This window comes from Janthinobacterium sp. GW458P, from assembly GCF_002127585.1.
GTDB lineage: Bacteria > Pseudomonadota > Gammaproteobacteria > Burkholderiales > Burkholderiaceae_D > Janthinobacterium.
Window position 1 is genome coordinate 457,603 of the sequence record NZ_NEGZ01000001.1, and the last position, 19,690, is coordinate 477,292.

Sequence of the window (19,690 nt, forward strand, 5' to 3'; positions counted from 1 at the left end):
TTCGCCGTTGTAGCTCAGTTGGTAGAGCAGCACATTCGTAATGTGAAGGTCGCCAGTTCGATTCCGGCCAACGGCACCAAGTATTCGTTGTAGAAAAAAACCCACCGCTCAAACGGTGGGTTTTTTTTCGCCTGCAGCATTCTCGCCCGCCAGCCTGCGCCGGCGAGTGGCGCATCCGTCTAAATGACAAATTCCCGGCTCACGGCCGGCTTGTGCGCCAGCAGCAGTGATAATTTTTTTAATGCGTTGGCCAGGCGCGCGCGGTCGCGGATGCTGCCCAGCGAGATGCGGATGGCGTTCGGCGGGCGGTTGTCGTAGAAGGCGTCGGAAGCCGTCACGGCCACGCCTTGCGTGCGGGCAGTGGCGGCCAGTTCGCGCGAGGTCCAGTAGCTGGGCAGCGAGAACCATACGTGGATGCCGTCGCTGCGCGGGTGGCTCGTGCCGGTGAGGATGGTGCGGATGACGTCCTGGCGCGCGGCTGCTTCGCTGCGTACGCCGGCCAGCAGCTCGTGCGCCGAGCCGTCGTGTATCCATTGCGTCGCCAGCGCCGTCGTCAGGGGCGTGGCCATCAGGCTGAAGGAACGCAGGGCCTGCACGAAGCGTTCGCGCCGTTGCACGTCGGGCACCAGCGCATAGGCCATGCGCAGGCCGGGCGCCAGGCATTTCGACAGGGTGGCGATGTGGGACACGTGGCCTGGCGCGTAATGGGCCAGCGGCGGCGGCGCGTCGCTGGCCAGCAGCCAGTACGGGTCGTCCTCGATGATGTGCATGCCGCAGCGGGCCGCCACTTCCGTGATGGCCAGGCGCCGCGCGTCCGGCATGGTGTGCGCCGTGGGGTTTTGCAGGGTCGGATTCAGGTAGATCAGGCGTGCATGGTGCTTGCGCCAGGCTTTTTCCAGCGCTTCGGGCAGCATGCCGTCCGCATCCGTTTCCACGACGATGAGCTTGCGGTTCAGCTGCCCCGCCGCCGAGCGCAGGCCCGGATACACGGCCGCCTCCGTCAAGATGGTGTCGCCGGGCCGGCTCAAGGTCAATATCAGCGCCGCCAGCGCCGCCTGCGCGCCAGGACAGGCCACCACGTGCTGCGCATCGACGTCGCCAAACATGGGCGCCAGCCAGACGGCGCCCGCCGCGCGGTCGGCTCTGCCACCGCCGCCCAGATGATAGCTCATCAACAAGTCGCTGTCCGTGCGCATCAGCACCTGCGCCACGCCCTGTTTCAGCAGGTCATTGAAATCGACGCCCACGGGCGGCGGCGGGATATTCATGCTCAGATCCAGCAACTGCGTCAATTCCACCTTCGGCGCGGCCACGTAGGTGCCGCGCGCGCCCTGTCCCTCCAGCAGGTTGCGGCGCTTGGCCTCGTCGTATGCGCGGGTTACCGTCGTCAGGTCGACCCGGAGCAGCTCGGCCAGGCGGCGCTGCGGCAGCAGGCGGTCGCCGGGACGCAGACTGCCGTCCGACAGCGCGCGCTCGAGCATGTCGGCGATCTGCAGGTAGCGCGGGCCGCCATGTTGCACGAACGGCGTGACCCATGCGCTGGCCTGGCTTTCTTCTTGTATGGATTTTGATTTGGACATTTTGCCTTCATGTATGGGTATTGCTTCCCGTTATTATGGGAAAATTCCCCATAAAAATCCATACATTTGTGTGTGCAACCCCTGTATCTCAAGCAAAAGACGATGCATAGCCCATCGTTGTTAGCGCCACGATGCCTGGTCGCTGCAGGGCGTTTTCTGTGCCGCAGCGCACTTGCGATAGCTCCGCAATCCCTGTCCGTTCCACCAGGCCGGCGGCGTTTGTTATTTTGTCATTTCCAATAGGAATTTAAGTCTGCGCTTCAAGGTGTGGCAGCGCACGGTGGCGCGCGGCGGGCGCGGTTAAGGTGGTGTCAACAGCTTGCTGCTGATCCAGAGTTTGATATGGCTCAGCCCGGCAGCGTTTAGCCGCTTCTTTTTTCCCGGAAGCGAGGAGAATCATGATTCGGTCACGGCATCGAGCATGGTTGATTTATTCACCTTTGAAGGAAACCATCATGAACGCGATTGAAAAAGCCAGCTCCGATTTGAACGGTAACACTCAGGAGACCCGCCAGGACTTGCACCGCACCATCGATAAGGTGGCAGACCAGGCCCAGCCTCTGATCGACAAGGTCGCCACGCGTGCCCACGAGGGCGTGGACCAGGTGGGCGAGCGCATCGAGAAGGTCAGCGACAGCATGTCGAAAGCGTCCGAACGCCTGATGGCGCGCGGCAAGCAATTGGGCGCCGCCTGCCAGCGCGCCGGCGAAACGGGCCGTGATTATGTACGCGAGCGTCCGGCCGTGTCGCTGCTGGTGGCCGTGGCGGCCGGTTATGGCCTGTCGAAACTGCTGGGTTCGCGTAAATAGTAAGTAGCCGTCGGTTTACGCATTCCTGCCGAGTAGTTCTCGTGGGCGCCTGCCCGCTTCGCCATCATGGCGAACTGAGCCGGCGCCCACGCGCACGAGGTAGTGGTAGCAGGCAGTAAGGAGGGTGGAACATGCGCTCCATTTTGTTGTGGTTGATTGGTGTACCTATTCCCATCATTATTTTGATTGCCCTGTTCGTGCGCTGAATGAGGGAGTTGTAGCGTTACTTCCCGGGGCAGACTACTCACAGGAGATGTAATGGCTACCAACAAGAAAACGCCGTCCACGGACGGTGCGGGTTCCGTATTGAGCAGCATGTCCGGCCCATCCGAGGCCGATCCGCCGCAGAGCCTGGGCAGCGACCACGCCGCGGCCCAGGCGCTGCTGAAGAAAGCCGCCGCCGGACAGGCGCTGTCGGCCGCCATGCCCGACAATCCGAATGTCGCTGGCCAGTATGGCGAGGCGGCGCGCGCGCCGGCCGAAGGCGTGCACGTGACGTCGGGCGAAGCGCTGGCCTCGGCCAGCACGACGGGCGAAACGACGCCCTCGCCGAAGGTGGGCGACGGGCAGCCGGCCTTGGGCGAGAATGCGCGCAATGCCTCGCTCGACGGCGCCCGTAGCGATGACAGCGGCTGCGTGCTGACGACCAACCAGGGCGTGCCCGTGGGCGACAACCAGAACTCGCTGAAGGCGGGCTTGCGCGGCCCCACCCTGATGGAAGATTTTATTTTGCGTGAAAAGCTCACGCATTTCGACCATGAGCGTATCCCCGAGCGCGTCGTGCATGCGCGCGGCTCCGCCGCCCACGGCTATTTCGAATGCTACAAGGAGCAAAGCAAGCTGACGCGCGCCGCGCCGTTCGCCAAGGCGGGCAAGCGCACGCCCGTCTTCGTGCGCTTTTCCACCGTGGCCGGCGAGCGCGGCTCGACCGACACGGCGCGCGACGTGCGCGGCTTTGCCGTGAAGTTTTATACGGACGAAGGCAACTGGGACCTGGTCGGCAATAACATTCCCGTCTTTTTCATCCAGGATGCGATGAAGTTCCCCGACCTGATCCACTCCGTCAAGCCCGAGCCGAACAACGGCATCCCGCAGGCCGCCAGCGCGCATGACACCTTCTGGGACTTCGCCTCGCTGTCGCCGGAAATCACGCACATGCTGATGTGGGTCATGTCCGACCGCGCCATCCCGCGCAGTTTCCGCATGATGCAGGGCTTCGGCGTGCACACCTTCCGCCTCGTGAACGCCAAGGGGCAGTCCGTCTTCTGCAAGTTCCACTGGTCGCCCTTGGCCGGCACGCATTCGCTCGTCTGGGACGAAGCCGTGAAGATCAGCGGCGCCGATTCCGACTTCCACCGGCGCGACCTGTGGGAAGCCATCGAGTGCGGCGAGTATCCCGAATATGAATTGTCCTTCCAGGTCTTCACGGAAGAACAGGCCGAAGCGTTCCCCTTCGACGTGCTCGACCCCACCAAGCTGATTCCCGAAGAACTGGTGCCCCTGATCCCTGTCGGGAAAATGGTCTTGAACCGCAATCCCGATAACTTCTTTGCCGAGACGGAGCAGGTGGCCTTTTGCACGGCGCACATCGTGCCCGGCATCGATTTCAGCAACGATCCGCTGCTGCAGGGCCGCATTCACTCGTACGTGGACACGCAGATCACGCGCCTGGGCGGCGCCAACTTCCATGAAATCCCCATCAATTCGCCGCTGGCACCGCTGCACAACAACCAGCGCGACGGCATCCACCGCCAGGCCATCAACCGGGGCCGGGTCGCCTACGAACCCAATTCGCTGGCGGGCGGCTGTCCGTTCCAGGCGGGCGCGAAGGGGTTCAACAGTTTTCCCGCCCCCACCGAGGGCGACAAGGTGCGCGGCAAGCCCGAGAAATTCGCCGAGCACTATGGCCAGGCGCGGTTGTTCTGGATCAGCCAGACGCCGGTCGAACAAGACCATATTGTGCATGCGTTCCGCTTTGAACTGAGCAAGGTGCAGACGGTGGCCATCCGCAAGCGCGTCGTCGCCATGTTGCGCAATGTCGACGAAACCCTGGCGCAGCGCCTGGCCGATGCGCTGGGCCTGGCGCTGCCGCCCGTCATGCCGCCCGTCGCCATGCTGCCGATCCCTAGCTATCCGCCGTCGCCGGAACTGTCGCTGTTTTTCCGACCCGGCAAGACGGGCATCCACACCCTGCGCGTGGCCATCCTCGTGGGGCCGGGCAGCGATGGCGCGCAGGCGCGCAATATCTATGCGTCCCTGCTGGCCGACGGCGCCGTGCCGCGCCTGGTGGGCAGCCACCTGGGCAAGGTCGACACGAGCGGCGGCGCGCCGCTGGCCGTGGAAATCTCGCTGGAAACGGGGCCGTCCGTGTTGTTCGACGCCGTCGTGGTGCCGGACGGCGAGGGCGCCGTGCAGCAGCTGGGCAGCGATGCCAATGCGCTCGACTTCCTGCGCCTGCAGTACCGCCACTGCAAGCCGATACTGGCCGTCGGCGCGGGCAAGGGCTTGCTGGACCAGGCTGGCGTGCCGACGACCCTGCCCGACGGCAAGCCCGATCCCGCCGTCATCGTCGCGCCGTCCGCCGATGTCGTGAAAGCCGTGGCGGCCTTCAAGAAGCTGCTGGCCGCCCACCGTTCGTTCGCGCGCGAGACGGACCCGCCGCGCGTGTGATGACGTGAAGTGGGCCAGGCCTGCCGGGCCTGGCCCTGGATCTGCATGGTCTGCTTGCCCATCGCCTTCAGCGCAGCCTTGTTTTTCTCCTTGGCAACACCATCGATCAATTTAACCAATCAAAACCTGCTGCGGTGATATGCTGCGCATGAGAACTGTTCATATGCAACTGTTTGCTTAACAACAGCAAAGCAGCAAAGAACGGCTTCAGCAAACCAGATCGTGATTGCCGCATGGACAAGTACACACCACGGACCTGGGGGCCGGGCGAACGCCCGAACTTGCCCGGGTCGCCATCGACGCCCGAACATTCGACGCCCAGGCGCGTCGCGTATTTCATCGTCGGCCTGATCGTCGCGCTGACGGGGGGGCTGGGTAATGGCCTGGTGACGGCCAACCTGCTGAATCTGCAAGGTTCGCTGGCCGCCTATGCCTACCAGATGCAGTGGCTGCCGGCCGCCTATGTGATGACCATCGTGTCCATGAATCTGCTGCTGGTGAAATTCCGCCAGCAGTTCGGCCTGCGCCTGTTTACCGAATTTTTCCTCGTGCTGTACGCGCTCGTCACCTTCGCCCACCTGTATGCGAATACCTTGCCGTCGGCGATCGCCGTGCGCGCTGCACACGGCATGGTGGGCGGCGCGCTGGGCGTGCTGGGGCTGTACTACACCTTGCAGGCGTTTCCCGCGCGGCACCGCCTGAAGGGCGTGGTGCTGGGCCTGGGCTTTGCGCAACTGGCGCTGCCGCTGGCGCGCATCTTCACCTCCGAACTGCTGCAGATCGGCGAATGGCACGGCCTGTACCTGTTCGAGCTGGGCCTGGCCCTGCTGGCGCTGGGCTGCGTGCTGGCCCTGAAACTGCCGCCGGGCGACCGCGTGCAGACCTTCGAGCCGCTCGACTTCCTCACCTTCATCCTGTTCGCCCCCGGCGTGGCCCTGTTGTGCGCCGTGCTGGCGCAGGGACGCACGGCGTGGTGGATGGAGGCCGAGTGGGTAGGCGTGTGCCTGGCGGGCTCCATCGTGCTCATCGCCGCCTCGCTGGCCATCGAGCATAACCGCGCGCGCCCGCTGCTCAACACGCGCTGGCTCACCACGGGCAAGATCGCCAAGCTGTTTTTATCGGTGCTGCTGTTTCGCATCGTGCTGTCCGAATCGACGGGCGCCGTCGGCTTCCTGCAGGCGCTGGGCCTGAACACGGACCAGATGCAGAACCTGTTCGTCGTGGTGCTGCTGGGCAGCGTGGCAGGTTTGGTGGTCAGCGCCCTGACGATCAACCCGGCCACCACCCACCGCTCGCTGATGTTCGCGCTGCTGCTGATCGCTGCCGGCGCGTTGATCGACGCGCACGCCACCAGCCAGACGCGCCCCGTCAACATGTACGTGAGCCAGTTCCTGCTGGCCTTCGGCGGCACGTATTTTCTCGGCCCCACCATGGTGTCCGGCATGGGCGCCGTGATCGCCGAACCGCGCAACCTGGTCAGCTTTTCCGTGATGTTTACCATGACGCAGAACCTGGGCGGCTTGCTCGGTTCGGCCATCGTCGGCACCATCCAGACGGCGCGCGAAAAATACCATTCCAGCTATCTGGTCGAACACCTGACCATGCTCGACCCGCAGGTGGCTGCCCGCCTGCAGTCGGGTGCAGCGGCCTATGGCGGCGTGCTGGGCGACCCCGCGCTGCGCAGCGCCCAGGGCGTGGCGCGGCTGGGCGCCATCGCCACGCGCGAAGCCAATGTACTCGCTTATAACGACGTTTTTCTGATGATCGCCGGCGTCGCCCTTGCCACCTTGCTGTGGATGCTGGTCAGCCAGTCCTGGACCCGCATCACCATGGGCGCGCGGCGCCTGGTCGGCCCCGTGCGCGACGCGCAAACGGCCATGGCCATCGTCCCCATTACCAATTCGGAACCGAGCAATGACAGAAAATAGGAATCCACCGCCAGCACCGGCAACGCCTCCAGCCGCATCCGCGCCGGCGCCCGCCACTACTTCAGCCTCGGCGCAGCCGGACCGGCGCCACCAGTGGCTGTCCGCGCTGGCCTTTGCCGCCGTGGCCCTGGTGGGCGTGCTGATCGTGCTGTATGCGTGGCGTTTGCCGCCGTTCACCAGTCCCATCGTGACGACGGAAAACGCCACCGTGCGGGGCCAGGTGACCATCATCGGCACGCAGCTATCGGGCTATGTGGTGGAAGTGACGGTGCAGGATTTCATGGACGTCAAGGAAGGGCAGTTGCTGGTGCGCATCGACGACCGCATCTACCAGCAGCGCTACGAGCAGGCGCAAGCGCAACTGGCGGCGCAACAGGCGGCGCTGTCGAACTGGGCGCAGCAGAAGGCCAGCGCGCAAGCCGGCATTTCCGTCAGCGAGGCGGCGCTGGCCAATGCGGAAGCGCAGGCGCGCAAGGCCAGCGCCGACTTGAACCGGGTGGAGCAGCTGGTGGCGGACGGTTCGTTGTCGCAGCGCGAACACGACCAGTCGCGCGCCACGCAGGCGCAGATGGCGGCCGCGCTGGCGCAAGCCCGCGCCAACCTCGACATCGCCCAGCAAAGCGTGCATTCCGTGGTGGTCAACAGACAGGCGCTGGAAGCGGCCGTGGCGAACGCGCAGGCGGCCGTCAAGGCGGCCAGGATCGACCTCGATAACACGCGCATCGTGGCGCCGTCCGATGGCCAGCTGGGACAGGTGACGGTGCGCCAGGGCGCGTACGTGAATTCGGGCGCGCAGCTAATGGCGCTGGTGCCGCGCCAGATGTGGGTGATCGCCAATTTCAAGGAAACCCAGATGAACGGCGTGCAGGAAGGGCAGAGCGCCACCTTCCACGTCGACGCGCTCGATGGCGCCGTGCTGACGGGCCAGGTCGAGCGCATCTCGCCGGCCACGGGTTCCGAGTTTTCCGTGCTGCCGGCCGATAACGCGACGGGCAATTACCTGAAAATCGCCCAGCGCATTCCCGTGCGCATCCGCATCGATCCGGGGCAGGGGAATGCGCGCCGCCTCGTGCCGGGCATGTCGGTGGTGGTCAGTGTCGATACCTCCGCCGTGCTGAATGACTCGGCGGAGAATCCCGCGCCGCCGCCCCCGTCGAAGAAGGCGTCCGCGAAGGCCAAGCCATGACACGCCGCCGATTACTGATGGCCGCTGCGCTGGCGCTGGCCGGCTGCGCCGCCAAGGCGCCGCCACAGCCCGCATCGACCTTGCAGCTGCCGTCCGGCTGGCGCGCGCCGGCCGATGCCGCGACGTCGCCGGCGAACGGCGCCCATGTGGAGCTGCTGTGGTGGCAGGCCTTCGGCGACCCTGTTTTAAGCAATCTGGTGGGCGAGGCGCTGGCGCGCAATGGCGACTTGCGCGTGGCGCGCGCCCGCGTGCAGGAATACCGCGCGCGCCTGGCGCAGGCCGACGCCAACCGCGCGCCCAACCTGGCCTTCGACGGTTCGCCCACGCGCACGCGCACCCTGGCGTCGAGCGGCAAGCCGTATGTGACGAACGTCTTCCAGGCCGAACTGCAGGCCAGCTATGAAATCGACGTGTGGGGCCGGCTGGCCAGTCTGAGCGATGCAGCCGGCGAGAGCTACCGCGCCGAGCAGGCCAGCCTCGATGCGGCGGCCCTGTCGCTTGCCGCCAGCGTGGCGACGAGCTACCTGAACCTGCGCGGCCTCGATGCCCAGCTGGAGCTGATCCAGTCGACCCTGCAGCTGCGCGAACAGTCGCGCGAGCTGGCGCGCAAGCAGTTCGAGGTGGGCTACAGCTCGCGCCTGGAATGGCTGCAGGCACAATCGGAATACCATGCGGCGGCCGAACAGGTACCGCAGCTGCAGCGGCAGATATTCGAGCAGGAAAATGCGCTGGCAGTCCTCGTCGGCGGCAATCCCGGCCGCATCGCGCGCGGCTTGCCGCTGGCGCAACTGAATGCACCCTCCGTGCCGGCTGGGCTGCCATCCGAACTGCTGCGCCGCCGGCCCGACATCGCGCGCGCGGAACACAATCTGGCGGCCGCCAATGCCAGCCTGGCCGCCACGCGCGATCAGCTGCTGCCCTCGTTCAAGCTGACGGCCGTCGGTGGCGGACAAGCCACCACCTTGACCGACTTCCTGCATGCGCCCACGGCCCTGTGGCGCCTGACGGCGCTGGCGGCCGGCCCCCTGTTCGACGGCGGGCGGGTGCAGGCGCAGACGGAGGCCGCCGGCGCGCAGCGCGACCAGCTCGTGTACGCGTATGAAAACGTGGTGCGCAACGCGTTCGCCGAAACGGAGAACAGCCTTGCGGCCATCTACCGGCTGCAGCAGCAAGCCGTGGAAAACGACGCGCGCCGCGCCGCGGCGGCGGACACCCTGCGCATTGCGCACAACCGCTACCGCAATGGCTACGCCTCTTACCTGGACGAACTCGATGCCCAGCGCACCCTGTACAGCGCCGACGTGGGCTTGCTGCAGCTGAAAACCCGCATCCTCGTTTCCTCCGTCGACCTGTACCGCGCCATGGGCGGCGGCTGGTCGGCCAGGGGCCAGTAACGCCGGCATGCCCGACGCGGCGGTTTGCCGCGGCCGGTGTAATATCTCGCTGGGGAAAGCGGCGGCATGGTGCCAGCTGCTCCCATTACGAACGAGGTCGCGGCATGACGATTTTTGGCATAGGCATCCACATCCTGATCGCGGTATTTTTTGCGATTCACGTGGTGCGCAACGGGCAGCAGCTGTACTGGCTGCTCATTTTATTCATGTTTCCGCTGCTGGGCAGCGTGGTGTATTTCTTCGCCATCTACCTGCCCAATTCGCGCCTGCAGCAAGGCGCGCGCAAGGTCGCATCGGTGGCCGTGCAGGTACTCGATCCGAACCGCGAGCTGCGCGAGGCGAAGGCCGCCTTCGAGTACACGCCGACGGCGCAAAACCAGATGCGCCTGGCCAGCGCGCAGCTGGAGGCGGGTGATGCGCAGGAAGCCGCATCGACGTACGAAGCCTGCCTGCGGGGAGCGTTTTCATCGGACCTGGAAATTCGGCTGGGCGCGGCGCGCGCCTATCTGGAATGCGCGCGCGGCGCCGAAGCGCTGACGCACCTGGAATTCATCCGCCGCACGGATATCCATTTCCGTCCCGAGATGGTGTCCCTGCTGACGGCGCGCGCCCTGGCGCAAAGCGGTCGCCAGGTGGAAGCGAAAGCGGAATTCGACGATGCGCTGACGCGCTACAACAGCTTCGATTGCCGTGCCGAGTGCGCGATCTGGGCGCTGCAACAGGGCGACAAGGTGCTGTCGGAACGCCTGCTGCTCGATATCGACAGCGCCATGGCCCGCTGGAGCAGCCATACGCGGGCTATGTATGCGCCGCTGCTGGCGCGCCTGGAGGCGGCGCGCAGGTAGCTCGCTTGCGTGGGGGGCAGACCCGGCGGGTCTGACCTCATTAAACGCCAGGTACTGGATTCTTCCCCTCAACTAATTGATAGCCCTTGCCATCGAAGCCATAGCGCGCGTGGCCGTTCAGGGGCGTGGCGATGCGCGGCGGGTCTTGGTCCGGTTTGACCGTGACGCCCGGCTTGATCTTTTCGGTGGCGCCCTTGAAATCGATCAGCAAGTCATCATACGCGCCGCCATTGCGTGCTGGCGCGAAGCGCCAGTTTCCCTTGACCATCCAGCACTCGTCCGTTTCAGGGCCGCAGGCGCCCATATTGTCCGAGTACAGGTCGATGGCGCCATCGAGTGAGGTGACCTTGCCGTCGCCGATTTCAAACAGGGCCAGTTGCGTGATGGTGTAGCCCTGGCCCGTATAGCCGTGGCGGATCGCCAGTCCCGGCTTGTTCGCGCCCAGCATGATCCAGTGGACTTCGCCGAGCTGCCCCGAAGAGCCCAGTGCGGCGATGTTTTCCAGGCGTTTCACGACTTGCCACTGGCCGTTTTCCGGCGTGCCCTTGGGCGCCAGGAAAAAGACATTCAGCAGCCCCGGCGAGGCATGCGCCGATTCGGCCGTGCCTTCCGTGTTGGCCGTTTCCGCATTCGCCACCAGAATGGCGCTGCCATCGGGCAGCAGCTTGTGGCTGACGGCGCTGACGACGTAACTGAGCTTGTCGACGTGGTTGTCCGGATCGGACAGGTCGGCCAGCGCATCGTCGCTGTCGCTGCGGTAGTCCTTGCCGAAGACGGCGCGCATCATGCCTGCTTCACGCTCGCGCGCCTGCGGCGTGTTCATCGCTTCCGTCCTGGGCGCGGTGGCGGACGGCGATGGCACGTGTTCGGCCGATGCCGTTGCGTCGGCAGCGGCGGGGGCAGCGGCTGCCACGTCGGCTGCCAGCTCGGCGCTGGCGGGGGCGGTCTTGTCCGAGCAGGCGCCGAGCAGCGCAGAGGCCAGTAGCAGGACGAGCGGGGTGCGGTAATTCATAGGCAGGGCAGATTGCGTTCATGGAGAATGGGCGCAGTATGCCAGATAGATGAAAGCGAGGGAGCGCGGCCTGACGGCCGGTTCCTCGCTTCCTTGCCCGCAGGGGGCGATTTTTCAATCAGCCTGGCGCCTATTTTTCCAGCACCACCCTGTCATCGCGCCGCGCGGGCGCCTTCTGGCGGCGCAGTTTTGCCATGCCGCGCTTGAGCAGGTGCTCCAGGTCGTCGATGTAGGTGAACACGGCCGGCACCACCAGCAGGCTCAATAAGGTCGACGTGATCAGGCCCCCGATGACGGTGATGGCCATCGGCGAACGGAAACTGGGGTCGGCGCCCCAGCCTAGCGCCAGAGGCATCATGCCGGCGCCCATGGCAATCGTCGTCATCAGAATGGGGCGGCTGCGCTTGTGGCAGGCGTCGACCAGCGCATCGAAACGGTTCATGCCCGCCTGGCGCGCCAGGATCGCATAGTCGACCAGCAGGATGGAGTTCTTGGTGACGATCCCCATCAGCATGATCAGGCCGATCATCGACGGCATCGACAGGGCGCTGCCCGTGACCAGCAAGGCCACAAAGGCGCCGCCGATGGACAGCGGCAGCGCCGCCAGGATGGTCACCGGCTGCATGAAGTCCTTGAACAGCAGCACCAGCACGCAGTAGATGCACAGCACGCCGATCAGCATGGCCAGGCCGAAGCTGGCGAACAGCGACGCCATCTCCTGTGCGTCGCCCAGCTCGGCGATCTTCACGGACGGCGGCAAATTCTTCATCGACGGCAGGGCGCGCGCTTCTTCGTTCAGTTCGCCAAGCGTGCGGGAACCGAGTTCAACGTCCAGTGTGACGTTGCGGCTGCGGTTCAGCCGGTCGATCTGCGCCGGGCCGCTTTCCATGGTCACCGTGGCAACGTTCGCCAGGCGCACGGGACCATTCTTGCCGGGCACGGTAAGGCGTTCGATGGCGGCCAGGTCGGCGCGTACGTTATTGGGCAGCTTGACGCGGATCGGCACTTGCCGCTCGGGCAGGTTCATTTTCGTCAGGTCCGTGTCGTAGTCGCCGGCCGTGGCCACGCGTACGGTCTCGCCGATGGCCGCCGCCGTCACGCCCAGGTCTGCCGCCTTGGCAAAATCGGGACGCACGATGATTTCCGGGCGCACCAGCGAAGCGCTGGAATTGACGTTGCCGATGCCTTTCAGGCCGCGCAATTCGCGTTCGACCTTTTGTGCTGCCTCCATCAGCGCCACCGGGTCTTCCGAGCGCAGCACCAGCTGCATCTTGACGCCCGTATCGGGCGGACCAACCGTGAAGCGGGCGCCGGGAATCGCATCGAGCTTGTGGCGCAACTGCGTTTCCAGGCCTGCCATTGATTCCTTGCGCTCGGTACGGTGTACGGTGGTCAGGGTCAGTACGGCGCGGCGCGCTTCGGCCGCCGCGCCGGGGGCGAAGGCGTCGCCGCTGGAGCCGCCGCCGATCGAGCTGAAGACGCCCTTGATGCCGGGTGTCCGCATGGCCGCGTCGCGCGCCATGGCCGCGACGGCTTGCGTTTCACCCAGGGTGGAGCCGGGCGGCAGTTCCAGGTTGATCTGCGTTTGTGCGCGGTCGGCGGCAGGCACGAAGCCCGTCGGCAGCAATGGCACGAGCATGATGGAACCGACAAAAAACAGGGCCGCGGCGATGGCCGTGATGCCACGGTGCTTGAGGCACCAGCGCATCACGCGCAGGTAGCGCGTCATCAGCCAGCCATCCTGCTCTTCCTTGTGGGGCAGCGGTTTCAGTATATAGGCCGCCATCATGGGGGTAAGCAGGCGCGCCACCACCAGCGAGGCCAGCACGGCCAGCACGGCGGTCCAGCCGAACTGCTTGAAGAACAGGCCGGGAATGCCGCTCATGAAGGCCGTCGGCAGGAACACGGCCACCAGCGCGAAGGTGGTGGCGATCACCGCCATGCCAATTTCATCTGCCGCTTCCATGGCCGCTTCCATCGGTGACTTGCCCATGCGCAGATGGCGCTCGATGTTTTCGATTTCCACGATGGCGTCGTCGACCAGCACGCCGACGACCAGCGCCAGCGACAGCAGGGTGACGGTATTGAGCGTGTAGCCGAACCAGTAGATGCCGAGGAAGGCCGGCATCACGGACAGGGGCAGGGCGGCCGCGGCCACCAGGGTGGCGCGCCAGTCGCGCAGGAACCACCACACCACCAGCACGGCCAGCAGAGCGCCCTCGTACAGCAGCTCCATGGAGCCTTCGAAGTTTTCCTCGACGGGGAAGGCGTTGTCGATCGACTGCTGCAGCACCACATTCGGGTTTTCCTTCTGCAGGTCGGCGATGGCGGCGCGCGCACCATTGGCGACGGCCACCTCGCTGGCGCCCTTGGTGCGGAACACCTCGAAGGCGACGACGGTCTTGCCATCCTGCTCGGCCAGCGCGCGCGGTTCGGCAATGGTGTCGCGCACGGTGGCCACCTGGTCCAGGCGCACATGGCGGCCGTCCGGCAGCGGCACTTCCACGCGCGACAATTCATCGGCCGTCTTGACGGTGGCGATGGTGCGCACCGATTGTTCGGCACCGCTGACGTCGCCCCGGCCGCCCGGCGCTTCGCGCTGCACCAGGCGCAGCTGGCGCGAGACGTCGAGGGCCGAGACCTTCAATGCGGCCATGCGCGCTTCGTCGAGTTCCACCTGGATCTCGCGGTAGACGCCGCCCACGCGGGTGACGGCGCCCACGCCGGGCACGGTCAGGAGGCGCTTGGCCACCGTATTGTCGACGACCCAGGACAGGTCGGGCGCGTCGAGCGGGTTGTCCACGCCCCCTTTCGCCGTGGCGATAAAGGTCAGCACCACGCGCCCGGCCGTGGATGCCTTGGTGACGGTGGGGTCGCGCAGTTCGGCCGGCATGTCCGCCTTGACCCGCGCGACGGCGTCGCGTACGTCGTTGACGGCTTCGGCGATCTGCTTTTCCAGGATGAATTCGACGGTCACCGTGACGACGCCATCGAGCACCTTGGTGTAGATGTTTTTCACGCCTTGCAGGGTGGCGACGGAGTCTTCGATCTTGCGCGCCACTTCCGTTTCCAGCTGGGCCGGCGCGGCGCCGGGCAGCACCGCGCTGACGGTGACGATGGGCAGTTCGATATCGGGGAAATCCTGCACCGGATTGGCCTTGTAGGCCAGCAGACCGGCCAGGGTCAGCAGCGCGAACAGCATGATGGCCGGGATCGGATTCTTGATCGAGAGGGAGGAAAAATTCATGGCCTCTCCTTACTTTTTCGCTGCGGCCGGCTTGGCTGCTGCTGCCACCGGGGATGCCACCGGGTTTTGCACATTGCGTACCAGGTCGCCGTCATTGAGGAAGCCGGCGCCGCTGACGACAATCGTCGTGTCGGCCGTGATGCCTTTGATGATCTCGATGCGGTCCGTCAGGCGCCGCCCGGCCTGCACCTTGATCTGGCTGACCCGCTGGTCGGGATTGAGGCGGAAGACATAGCTGAAGCCGTCGCGCACGGCGATGGCCTGCTGGGGCACGGTCAGCGCGCCCGACGTGCCCAGTTCAAATTCGCCGCTGGCGTACATGCCTGCCTTGAACGGCGCGTTTGTGCCGGTACTTGCCGGCAGATCCACGTACACGAGGGCCGAGCGCGTCTGCGGGTCGACCGTGGGGGCGATCATGCGCACCTTGCCCGTCAACACGCTGCCATTGGCCGCCTTCACCTGCGCCAGGGTACCCGGCTTCAGGTTCAGCAGCTCGGTGGCCGTCACTTCGGCGCGCCATTCGAGGCGGCCCTGGCGGATCATGCGGAACAGTTCCGTACCGGCGCCCACCACCGACCCCACGGTGGCCGAGCGCGAGGAGATGATGCCGCTGTCGGGAGCCACCACCTGCGTGTATTTCAGGCGCAGCTGCTGCGACGCCAGTTGCGCCTTGGCCGATGCAATGCGCGCATTGGCAGTCTGTTCCGCCGTCAGGTACTGGCTGATTTGCTGCGCGCTGATGGCGCCCGTGCTTTGCAGCGAGCGGGCGCGCTGCGCATTGGCCGCCGCCTCGGCCGCATTCGCTTCCGCTTCCAATACGGCGGCCCTGGCCTGCGCCACGTCGGCGTTGACCGTGTCGTTCGAGAACACGGCCAGCACCTGGCCGGCGCGCACGACGTCGCCGACATTCACGCGCACGTCAGTGAGGCGCAAACCGTTCGACTCGCTGCCGATGACGGCTTCCTGCCACGCTGCCACGTTGCCGTTGGCGCTCAGCTTGATGGGCAGGCTGGCCGTCTGCGGCTTGGCCGTGGTGACGGTGAGCGCGGGCTTTTGCGTCGCGTTCTTGTCCTTCGCCTCGTCGGCCGCCGTGGAGGCGGGCGCATACAGGGCAAAGCCGGCACCGGTGGCAACAACGAGGGCGGCGAGGGCGATGCCGAGGGGTTTCAAGGTCAGTTTTTTCATGTTGTCGTATCCGTCAGGGGGCGTTGTTGGCGATGGCGGCAGTGTTGTCCCAGCCGCCGCCGGCGGCGCGGTACAGCGCCACCCAGGCGGCGCTGCGTTCGCGCTCGAGGTTGACCACCGTGTTTTCGGCGGCCAGGCGCGTGCGGCGTGCGTCTTCCAGTTCGATCAGGCTGGCCAGGCCATTCTTGTAGCGCTCTTCCGTGGCGACAAACGACACGCGGTAGCCTTCCAATGCCGTCATGGCGTGTTCGCTGCGCGCTTCCGTGCTGCCCAGGTTGACCAGTGCTTCCTCCACTTCGCGCACCGCCTGGCGCACGCCGGCGCGGTATTTCACCACTGCCTCGTCGTAGCGCGCCGTGGCCGCGTCTACCTGGGCGCGGCGGGTGCCGCCATCGAAGATGGGCAGGCTGACGGCCAGCGGGCCGATGCTCCAGGTGCTGGCCGTGATGCTGCTGCCGCCGGAGCGGATATTGCCCTTGCCAATGGAGCCAGTCAGGCTCAGGCGCGGGTAGCGCTGCGCCTGCGCGCCGCGCACTTCGAAGCTGGCGGCCGCCACTTCGCGCTCGGCGCTGTACACGTCGGGACGCTGGGCGAGGGTCTGCGCCGGCAACGCCGCGATGGCTACGGGGGACGGCAGGACGGCGGGATTGGCGTCGAGTTTGCGGCGCAGGGCGTCTTCCGGCATGGCTGACAGGGCCACCAGCGCTTTCACCTCCACGTCGCAGGAGGCGCGTTGTTCGATCGCGCGGCTGGCGCCTTCGGCGGCGCTGGCGCGGGCCAATGCCGCGTTGGCGGGCGGCTGGAAGCCGGCGCCGGCGCTGAGCGCCGTCAGGCGCGCCGAGTCGCGGCGCGAGACGGCATCCTGTTCGGCCACGGCCTGCAATTGCCGGCAGGCGCGCAGCAGGTAGTACTGGTTCGCCACTTCGGCTGCCACCGAGACGCGGGCTTCGTGCCAGAGCGCGCGGGCGCTGTCGTAGCGCTCCTGCGCCGCATCGCGCGTGGCGCCGTTGGCGCCGAAGACGTCGATTTCCCAGGACGCCTGCAGGGCCGCCTGCGAGGTGGTGCCGCCCGGTTGCAGCGACTGCTGGCTGGTGCGCACCACGCTGCCTGTCGCGTCGAGCTTGGGCGCCAGCGTCGCGCCGCTAGCCACGCGATCCGCGCGCGCCTGCACGATGCGCGTGCGGGCGGCGGCGACGGTGGGACTTGCCTGCTGGGCGTCGGTGATCAGCTCCACCAGCAGGGCGTCACCCTGGCGCTGCCACCAGCCGGCCAGCTCGGGCAGATTGCCATTATGCGGCAGCGGCGCCTGCCACTGCGCGGGATCCTTGGCGGCCACGGTGGCGGGTGGTCCCTGCAGGGCGCAGCCGCCCAGCGCCAGCACGATGCCGGCGGCCAGGGTACGTCGAACGGCGCATCGAATAGTTGTCATGCTGGTCCTTGTGCTTGTCGTTGAGCGGTAGCGGTGGATGCTGCTTTGGCGAGGCGCTGGCGCTCCACGTCGGCCATGGCCAGCGCGTAGTCGGTCATGCGCGCCAGCCAGGTGTCGAGGGCGCATGGCGTGTCCAGCAACTGCGGGCGCAGGGTTTGCAGCACGTCGGCGCCCACCATGTGCTGCAGGGCCAGCGAGGCGATGGAGAACGCCAGCCGGTGCATGTCGTCGCTGTTGTCGGGCGCGCCCAGGTGGCGTGCCAGCACGCGCGTGAGCGCCTCGTGCTCGGGGCGGATGTTCTGGTCGATCTCGTGCGCCCACAGTCCCGTCGGTTCGAGCATCTCGCGGCACCACAGGCGCATGCAGTCGCGCGCAATCTCGCCCTGCTGCATGGGGGCGAGCAATTGTGCATAAAAGCCTTCCAGGCTTTGCCGCAAGGTGAAGTGGGGCTGGTCGTACTGGACGATATTGTCTTGCGGATTCGACGACTGCTGGGAGAAGGCGGCGCGGTACAGCCCCGCCTTGTCGCCAAAATAGTAGCGGATGGCAGCCGCATTCGTGCCGGCCGCCTGCGCCAATTCGCGCGTGGAGGTCTTGGCGTAGCCCTGCCCGGCAAACAGGCGGATGGCGCTATGCAGCAAGCGCTCGCGCGACTGCTCGCCATCGGAACGGGGCTTGCGCCCGTCATCGACGGGTGACGTGGAGGAAATGTTTTTTTCAATCATGCCGGAGATTTAAGCACATATCTCAAGCGTTTGATATAACTAAATCGATTGATTTAATTAAGAAAGCATGAAGATGCGTGGAAAACGCAGGCAAAAAAAAGCCCGCGAACTGGCGCGGGCCGAATCCAATGTTCGGAGAACGAATTGGAGGAGACAGTGCTACTATAGCGCTGAAAATGGTGCAGTGCAATACCGTAGAACTACTGTATTCAACTCTTGTTGATGGCAAAAAAACAGCATTCCATGCTGCAGCGCACAGAAGCTCAGGCCTTGCTGCGCAGCGCCAGCGTGAAGGTGCTGCCGGAGCCGTAGTCGCTGTTGAAGAACAGGGCGCCGCCGATGGCGTTGGCCAGGTTCTGGCACAAGTACAAACCCAGTCCTGCGCCTTCCACGTGGCGCGTGGAGGTGGAATCGAGTTGCGAGAAGGCCTGGAACAGCTTGGCCTGGTCCTCTTCCTTGATGCCGGCGCCGCTGTCGGCAATGCTCATTTCCGTCACCCGCACGCCGTCTTCCTCGCGTTGGGACAGGCTGATGCGCACCGTGCCCTGTTCCGTGAACTTGATGGCGTTGTTGAGCAGGTTGATGAGGATTTGCGTCAGCGCGCGGCGGTCCGTGTCGATGATGGCGGGCGCCTGGTTTTCCGTGCCCAGCTCCATTTCCAGCGCCAGGCCTTTTTGCTGGGCCAGGGGGCGCAGGGTGTCGGCCACTTCGGCCATCAGTTCCTGGCAGTGCACGGGTTCGATCGACAGGGTCAGCTTGCCCGCCTCGATCTTGGCCACGTCGAGGATATCGTTGATCAGCGAGAGCAGATGGCGCGCGCTGGCGCGGATGGTATTGAGTTGCTTGTCCTGGTCCGATGTCAGGGGGCCGGGCAGTTTCATCAGCAGCGCGCCCGTGAATCCAATGATGGCGTTGAGCGGCGTGCGCAGTTCATGCGACATGTTGGCGATGAAGGCGGACTTCATGCGGCTCGCTTCGGCCAGTTCCAGGTTTTTCAGCGCGATTTCGCGGTTGATGGTTTCCAGCTCGGCCGCATGGTGCGCCAGCCGCATGTTCAGCTCGATTACCTGGCGTTCGCGCGCCTGCAGTTCGCCGTTCACCTGCACGGCCTGCTCATAGGTGGAGATCAGCAAATCGAGGATTTGCTGGCGTTCCGCATTGATGAAGTGCTTCTGGTCGCCCAGGTACAGCGCGATGCCGATTTCGACATTCTGGTTCTTGCGCAGCTTCTGGTTCATCAGCATGTGGCTGATGCGGTTGAGCAGGTAGTCTTCCGCGTATGGCTTGCGGATGAAATTGTCTGCGCCGCATTCGATGCCGCGGATGATGTCCTTCGGGTCGTTGAGCGAGGTGACGAGGATGACGGGAATGTCGCGCAGGGTAGGATCGGACTTGATGGCGCGGCACAGGTCGTAGCCGTTCATTTCCGGCATGACGATATCGGACAATACCAAATGCGGCTTGCGCTCGCGGATGGCGGCCAGGGCCAGCTGGCCGTTGGCCGCCACGCGCGCATTGTAATGCAGGGACTGGATCAGGCGCCGCAAGCGCTCGGCCTGGGTCGGACTATCCTCGACGATCAGGATCTCGATTTCATCAGGCTTGATTTGGTTGTTGGAGTCCACAGACCTCTCCTAGAATTTCAGTGTGGTGATGCTGGGCGCGGCGAGCGCACAATAT

At 65.5% G+C, this 19,690-nt stretch carries 13 protein-coding genes and 1 tRNA gene; 7 read left to right on the forward strand and 7 right to left on the reverse strand.

Features of this window, described 5'->3' with window-relative positions; translation table 11 throughout:
• Positions 1–3: 3 nt before the first annotated feature.
• Positions 4–79, forward strand: a tRNA-Thr gene (locus CBW50_RS02055).
• A 100-nt stretch (positions 80–179) separates the two neighbouring features.
• Here CBW50_RS02055 and CBW50_RS02060 read toward each other — a convergent pair.
• A complete protein-coding gene (locus CBW50_RS02060) occupies positions 180–1,580 on the reverse strand; it encodes a PLP-dependent aminotransferase family protein (protein ID WP_086143939.1) in 1,401 nt (466 codons plus the stop codon).
• Positions 1,581–2,035: 455 nt separating this feature from the next.
• Between CBW50_RS02060 and CBW50_RS02065 the strand changes: the two genes are divergently transcribed.
• The 6 genes from CBW50_RS02065 to CBW50_RS02090 all read left to right on the forward strand — a co-directional run bounded on the left by CBW50_RS02065 (position 2,036) and on the right by CBW50_RS02090 (position 10,412).
• Positions 2,036–2,389: a YqjD family protein gene (locus CBW50_RS02065; protein ID WP_086143940.1), complete on the forward strand. Its 354-nt coding sequence runs from the start codon at positions 2,036–2,038 to the stop codon at positions 2,387–2,389.
• 258 nt (positions 2,390–2,647) lie between these two features.
• Positions 2,648–5,059 (forward strand): catalase, encoded by a 2,412-nt coding sequence (locus CBW50_RS02070; protein WP_086143941.1) that lies wholly within the window; start codon positions 2,648–2,650, stop codon positions 5,057–5,059.
• A 233-nt stretch (positions 5,060–5,292) separates the two neighbouring features.
• Entirely contained in the window at positions 5,293–6,987 is a 1,695-nt protein-coding gene (locus tag CBW50_RS02075; protein WP_193068825.1) for an MFS transporter, read from the forward strand.
• On the forward strand, positions 6,974–8,173 hold the full coding sequence (locus CBW50_RS02080; protein ID WP_226935398.1) for an HlyD family secretion protein: 1,200 nt from the start codon (positions 6,974–6,976) through the stop codon (positions 8,171–8,173). The genes CBW50_RS02075 and CBW50_RS02080 overlap by 14 nt, the downstream gene beginning before the upstream one ends.
• Positions 8,170–9,567: an efflux transporter outer membrane subunit gene (locus CBW50_RS02085; RefSeq protein ID WP_086143942.1), complete on the forward strand. Its 1,398-nt coding sequence runs from the start codon at positions 8,170–8,172 to the stop codon at positions 9,565–9,567. The genes CBW50_RS02080 and CBW50_RS02085 overlap by 4 nt, the downstream gene beginning before the upstream one ends.
• Before the next feature lie 104 nt (positions 9,568–9,671).
• A complete protein-coding gene (locus tag CBW50_RS02090) occupies positions 9,672–10,412 on the forward strand; it encodes a hypothetical protein (protein WP_086143943.1) in 741 nt (246 codons plus the stop codon).
• A 40-nt stretch (positions 10,413–10,452) separates the two neighbouring features.
• On the opposite strand, the gene CBW50_RS02095 is transcribed toward CBW50_RS02090, so the two are convergent.
• From CBW50_RS02095 to CBW50_RS02120, 6 genes are all read right to left on the reverse strand, one after another.
• Positions 10,453–11,424, reverse strand: a complete 972-nt coding sequence (locus CBW50_RS02095) for a hypothetical protein (RefSeq protein WP_086143944.1) — start codon at positions 11,422–11,424, stop codon at positions 10,453–10,455.
• A gap of 130 nt (positions 11,425–11,554) precedes the next feature.
• Positions 11,555–14,671 carry an efflux RND transporter permease subunit gene (locus CBW50_RS02100; protein WP_086143945.1) on the reverse strand — a complete coding sequence of 1,039 codons (3,117 nt, stop codon included), beginning with the start codon at positions 14,669–14,671 and terminating at the stop codon, positions 11,555–11,557.
• 9 nt (positions 14,672–14,680) lie between these two features.
• Positions 14,681–15,856, reverse strand: a complete 1,176-nt coding sequence (locus CBW50_RS02105; RefSeq protein WP_086143946.1) for an efflux RND transporter periplasmic adaptor subunit — start codon at positions 15,854–15,856, stop codon at positions 14,681–14,683.
• A gap of 13 nt (positions 15,857–15,869) precedes the next feature.
• Positions 15,870–17,285 carry an efflux transporter outer membrane subunit gene (locus CBW50_RS02110; protein ID WP_086143947.1) on the reverse strand — a complete coding sequence of 472 codons (1,416 nt, stop codon included), beginning with the start codon at positions 17,283–17,285 and terminating at the stop codon, positions 15,870–15,872.
• A complete protein-coding gene (locus CBW50_RS02115; protein ID WP_086143948.1) occupies positions 17,282–18,010 on the reverse strand; it encodes a CerR family C-terminal domain-containing protein in 729 nt (242 codons plus the stop codon). Before CBW50_RS02115 ends, CBW50_RS02110 begins: the two co-directional genes overlap by 4 nt.
• Positions 18,011–18,273: 263 nt before the next feature.
• Positions 18,274–19,635 (reverse strand): hybrid sensor histidine kinase/response regulator, encoded by a 1,362-nt coding sequence (locus CBW50_RS02120; protein ID WP_086143949.1) that lies wholly within the window; start codon positions 19,633–19,635, stop codon positions 18,274–18,276.
• Positions 19,636–19,690: the final 55 nt, after the last annotated feature.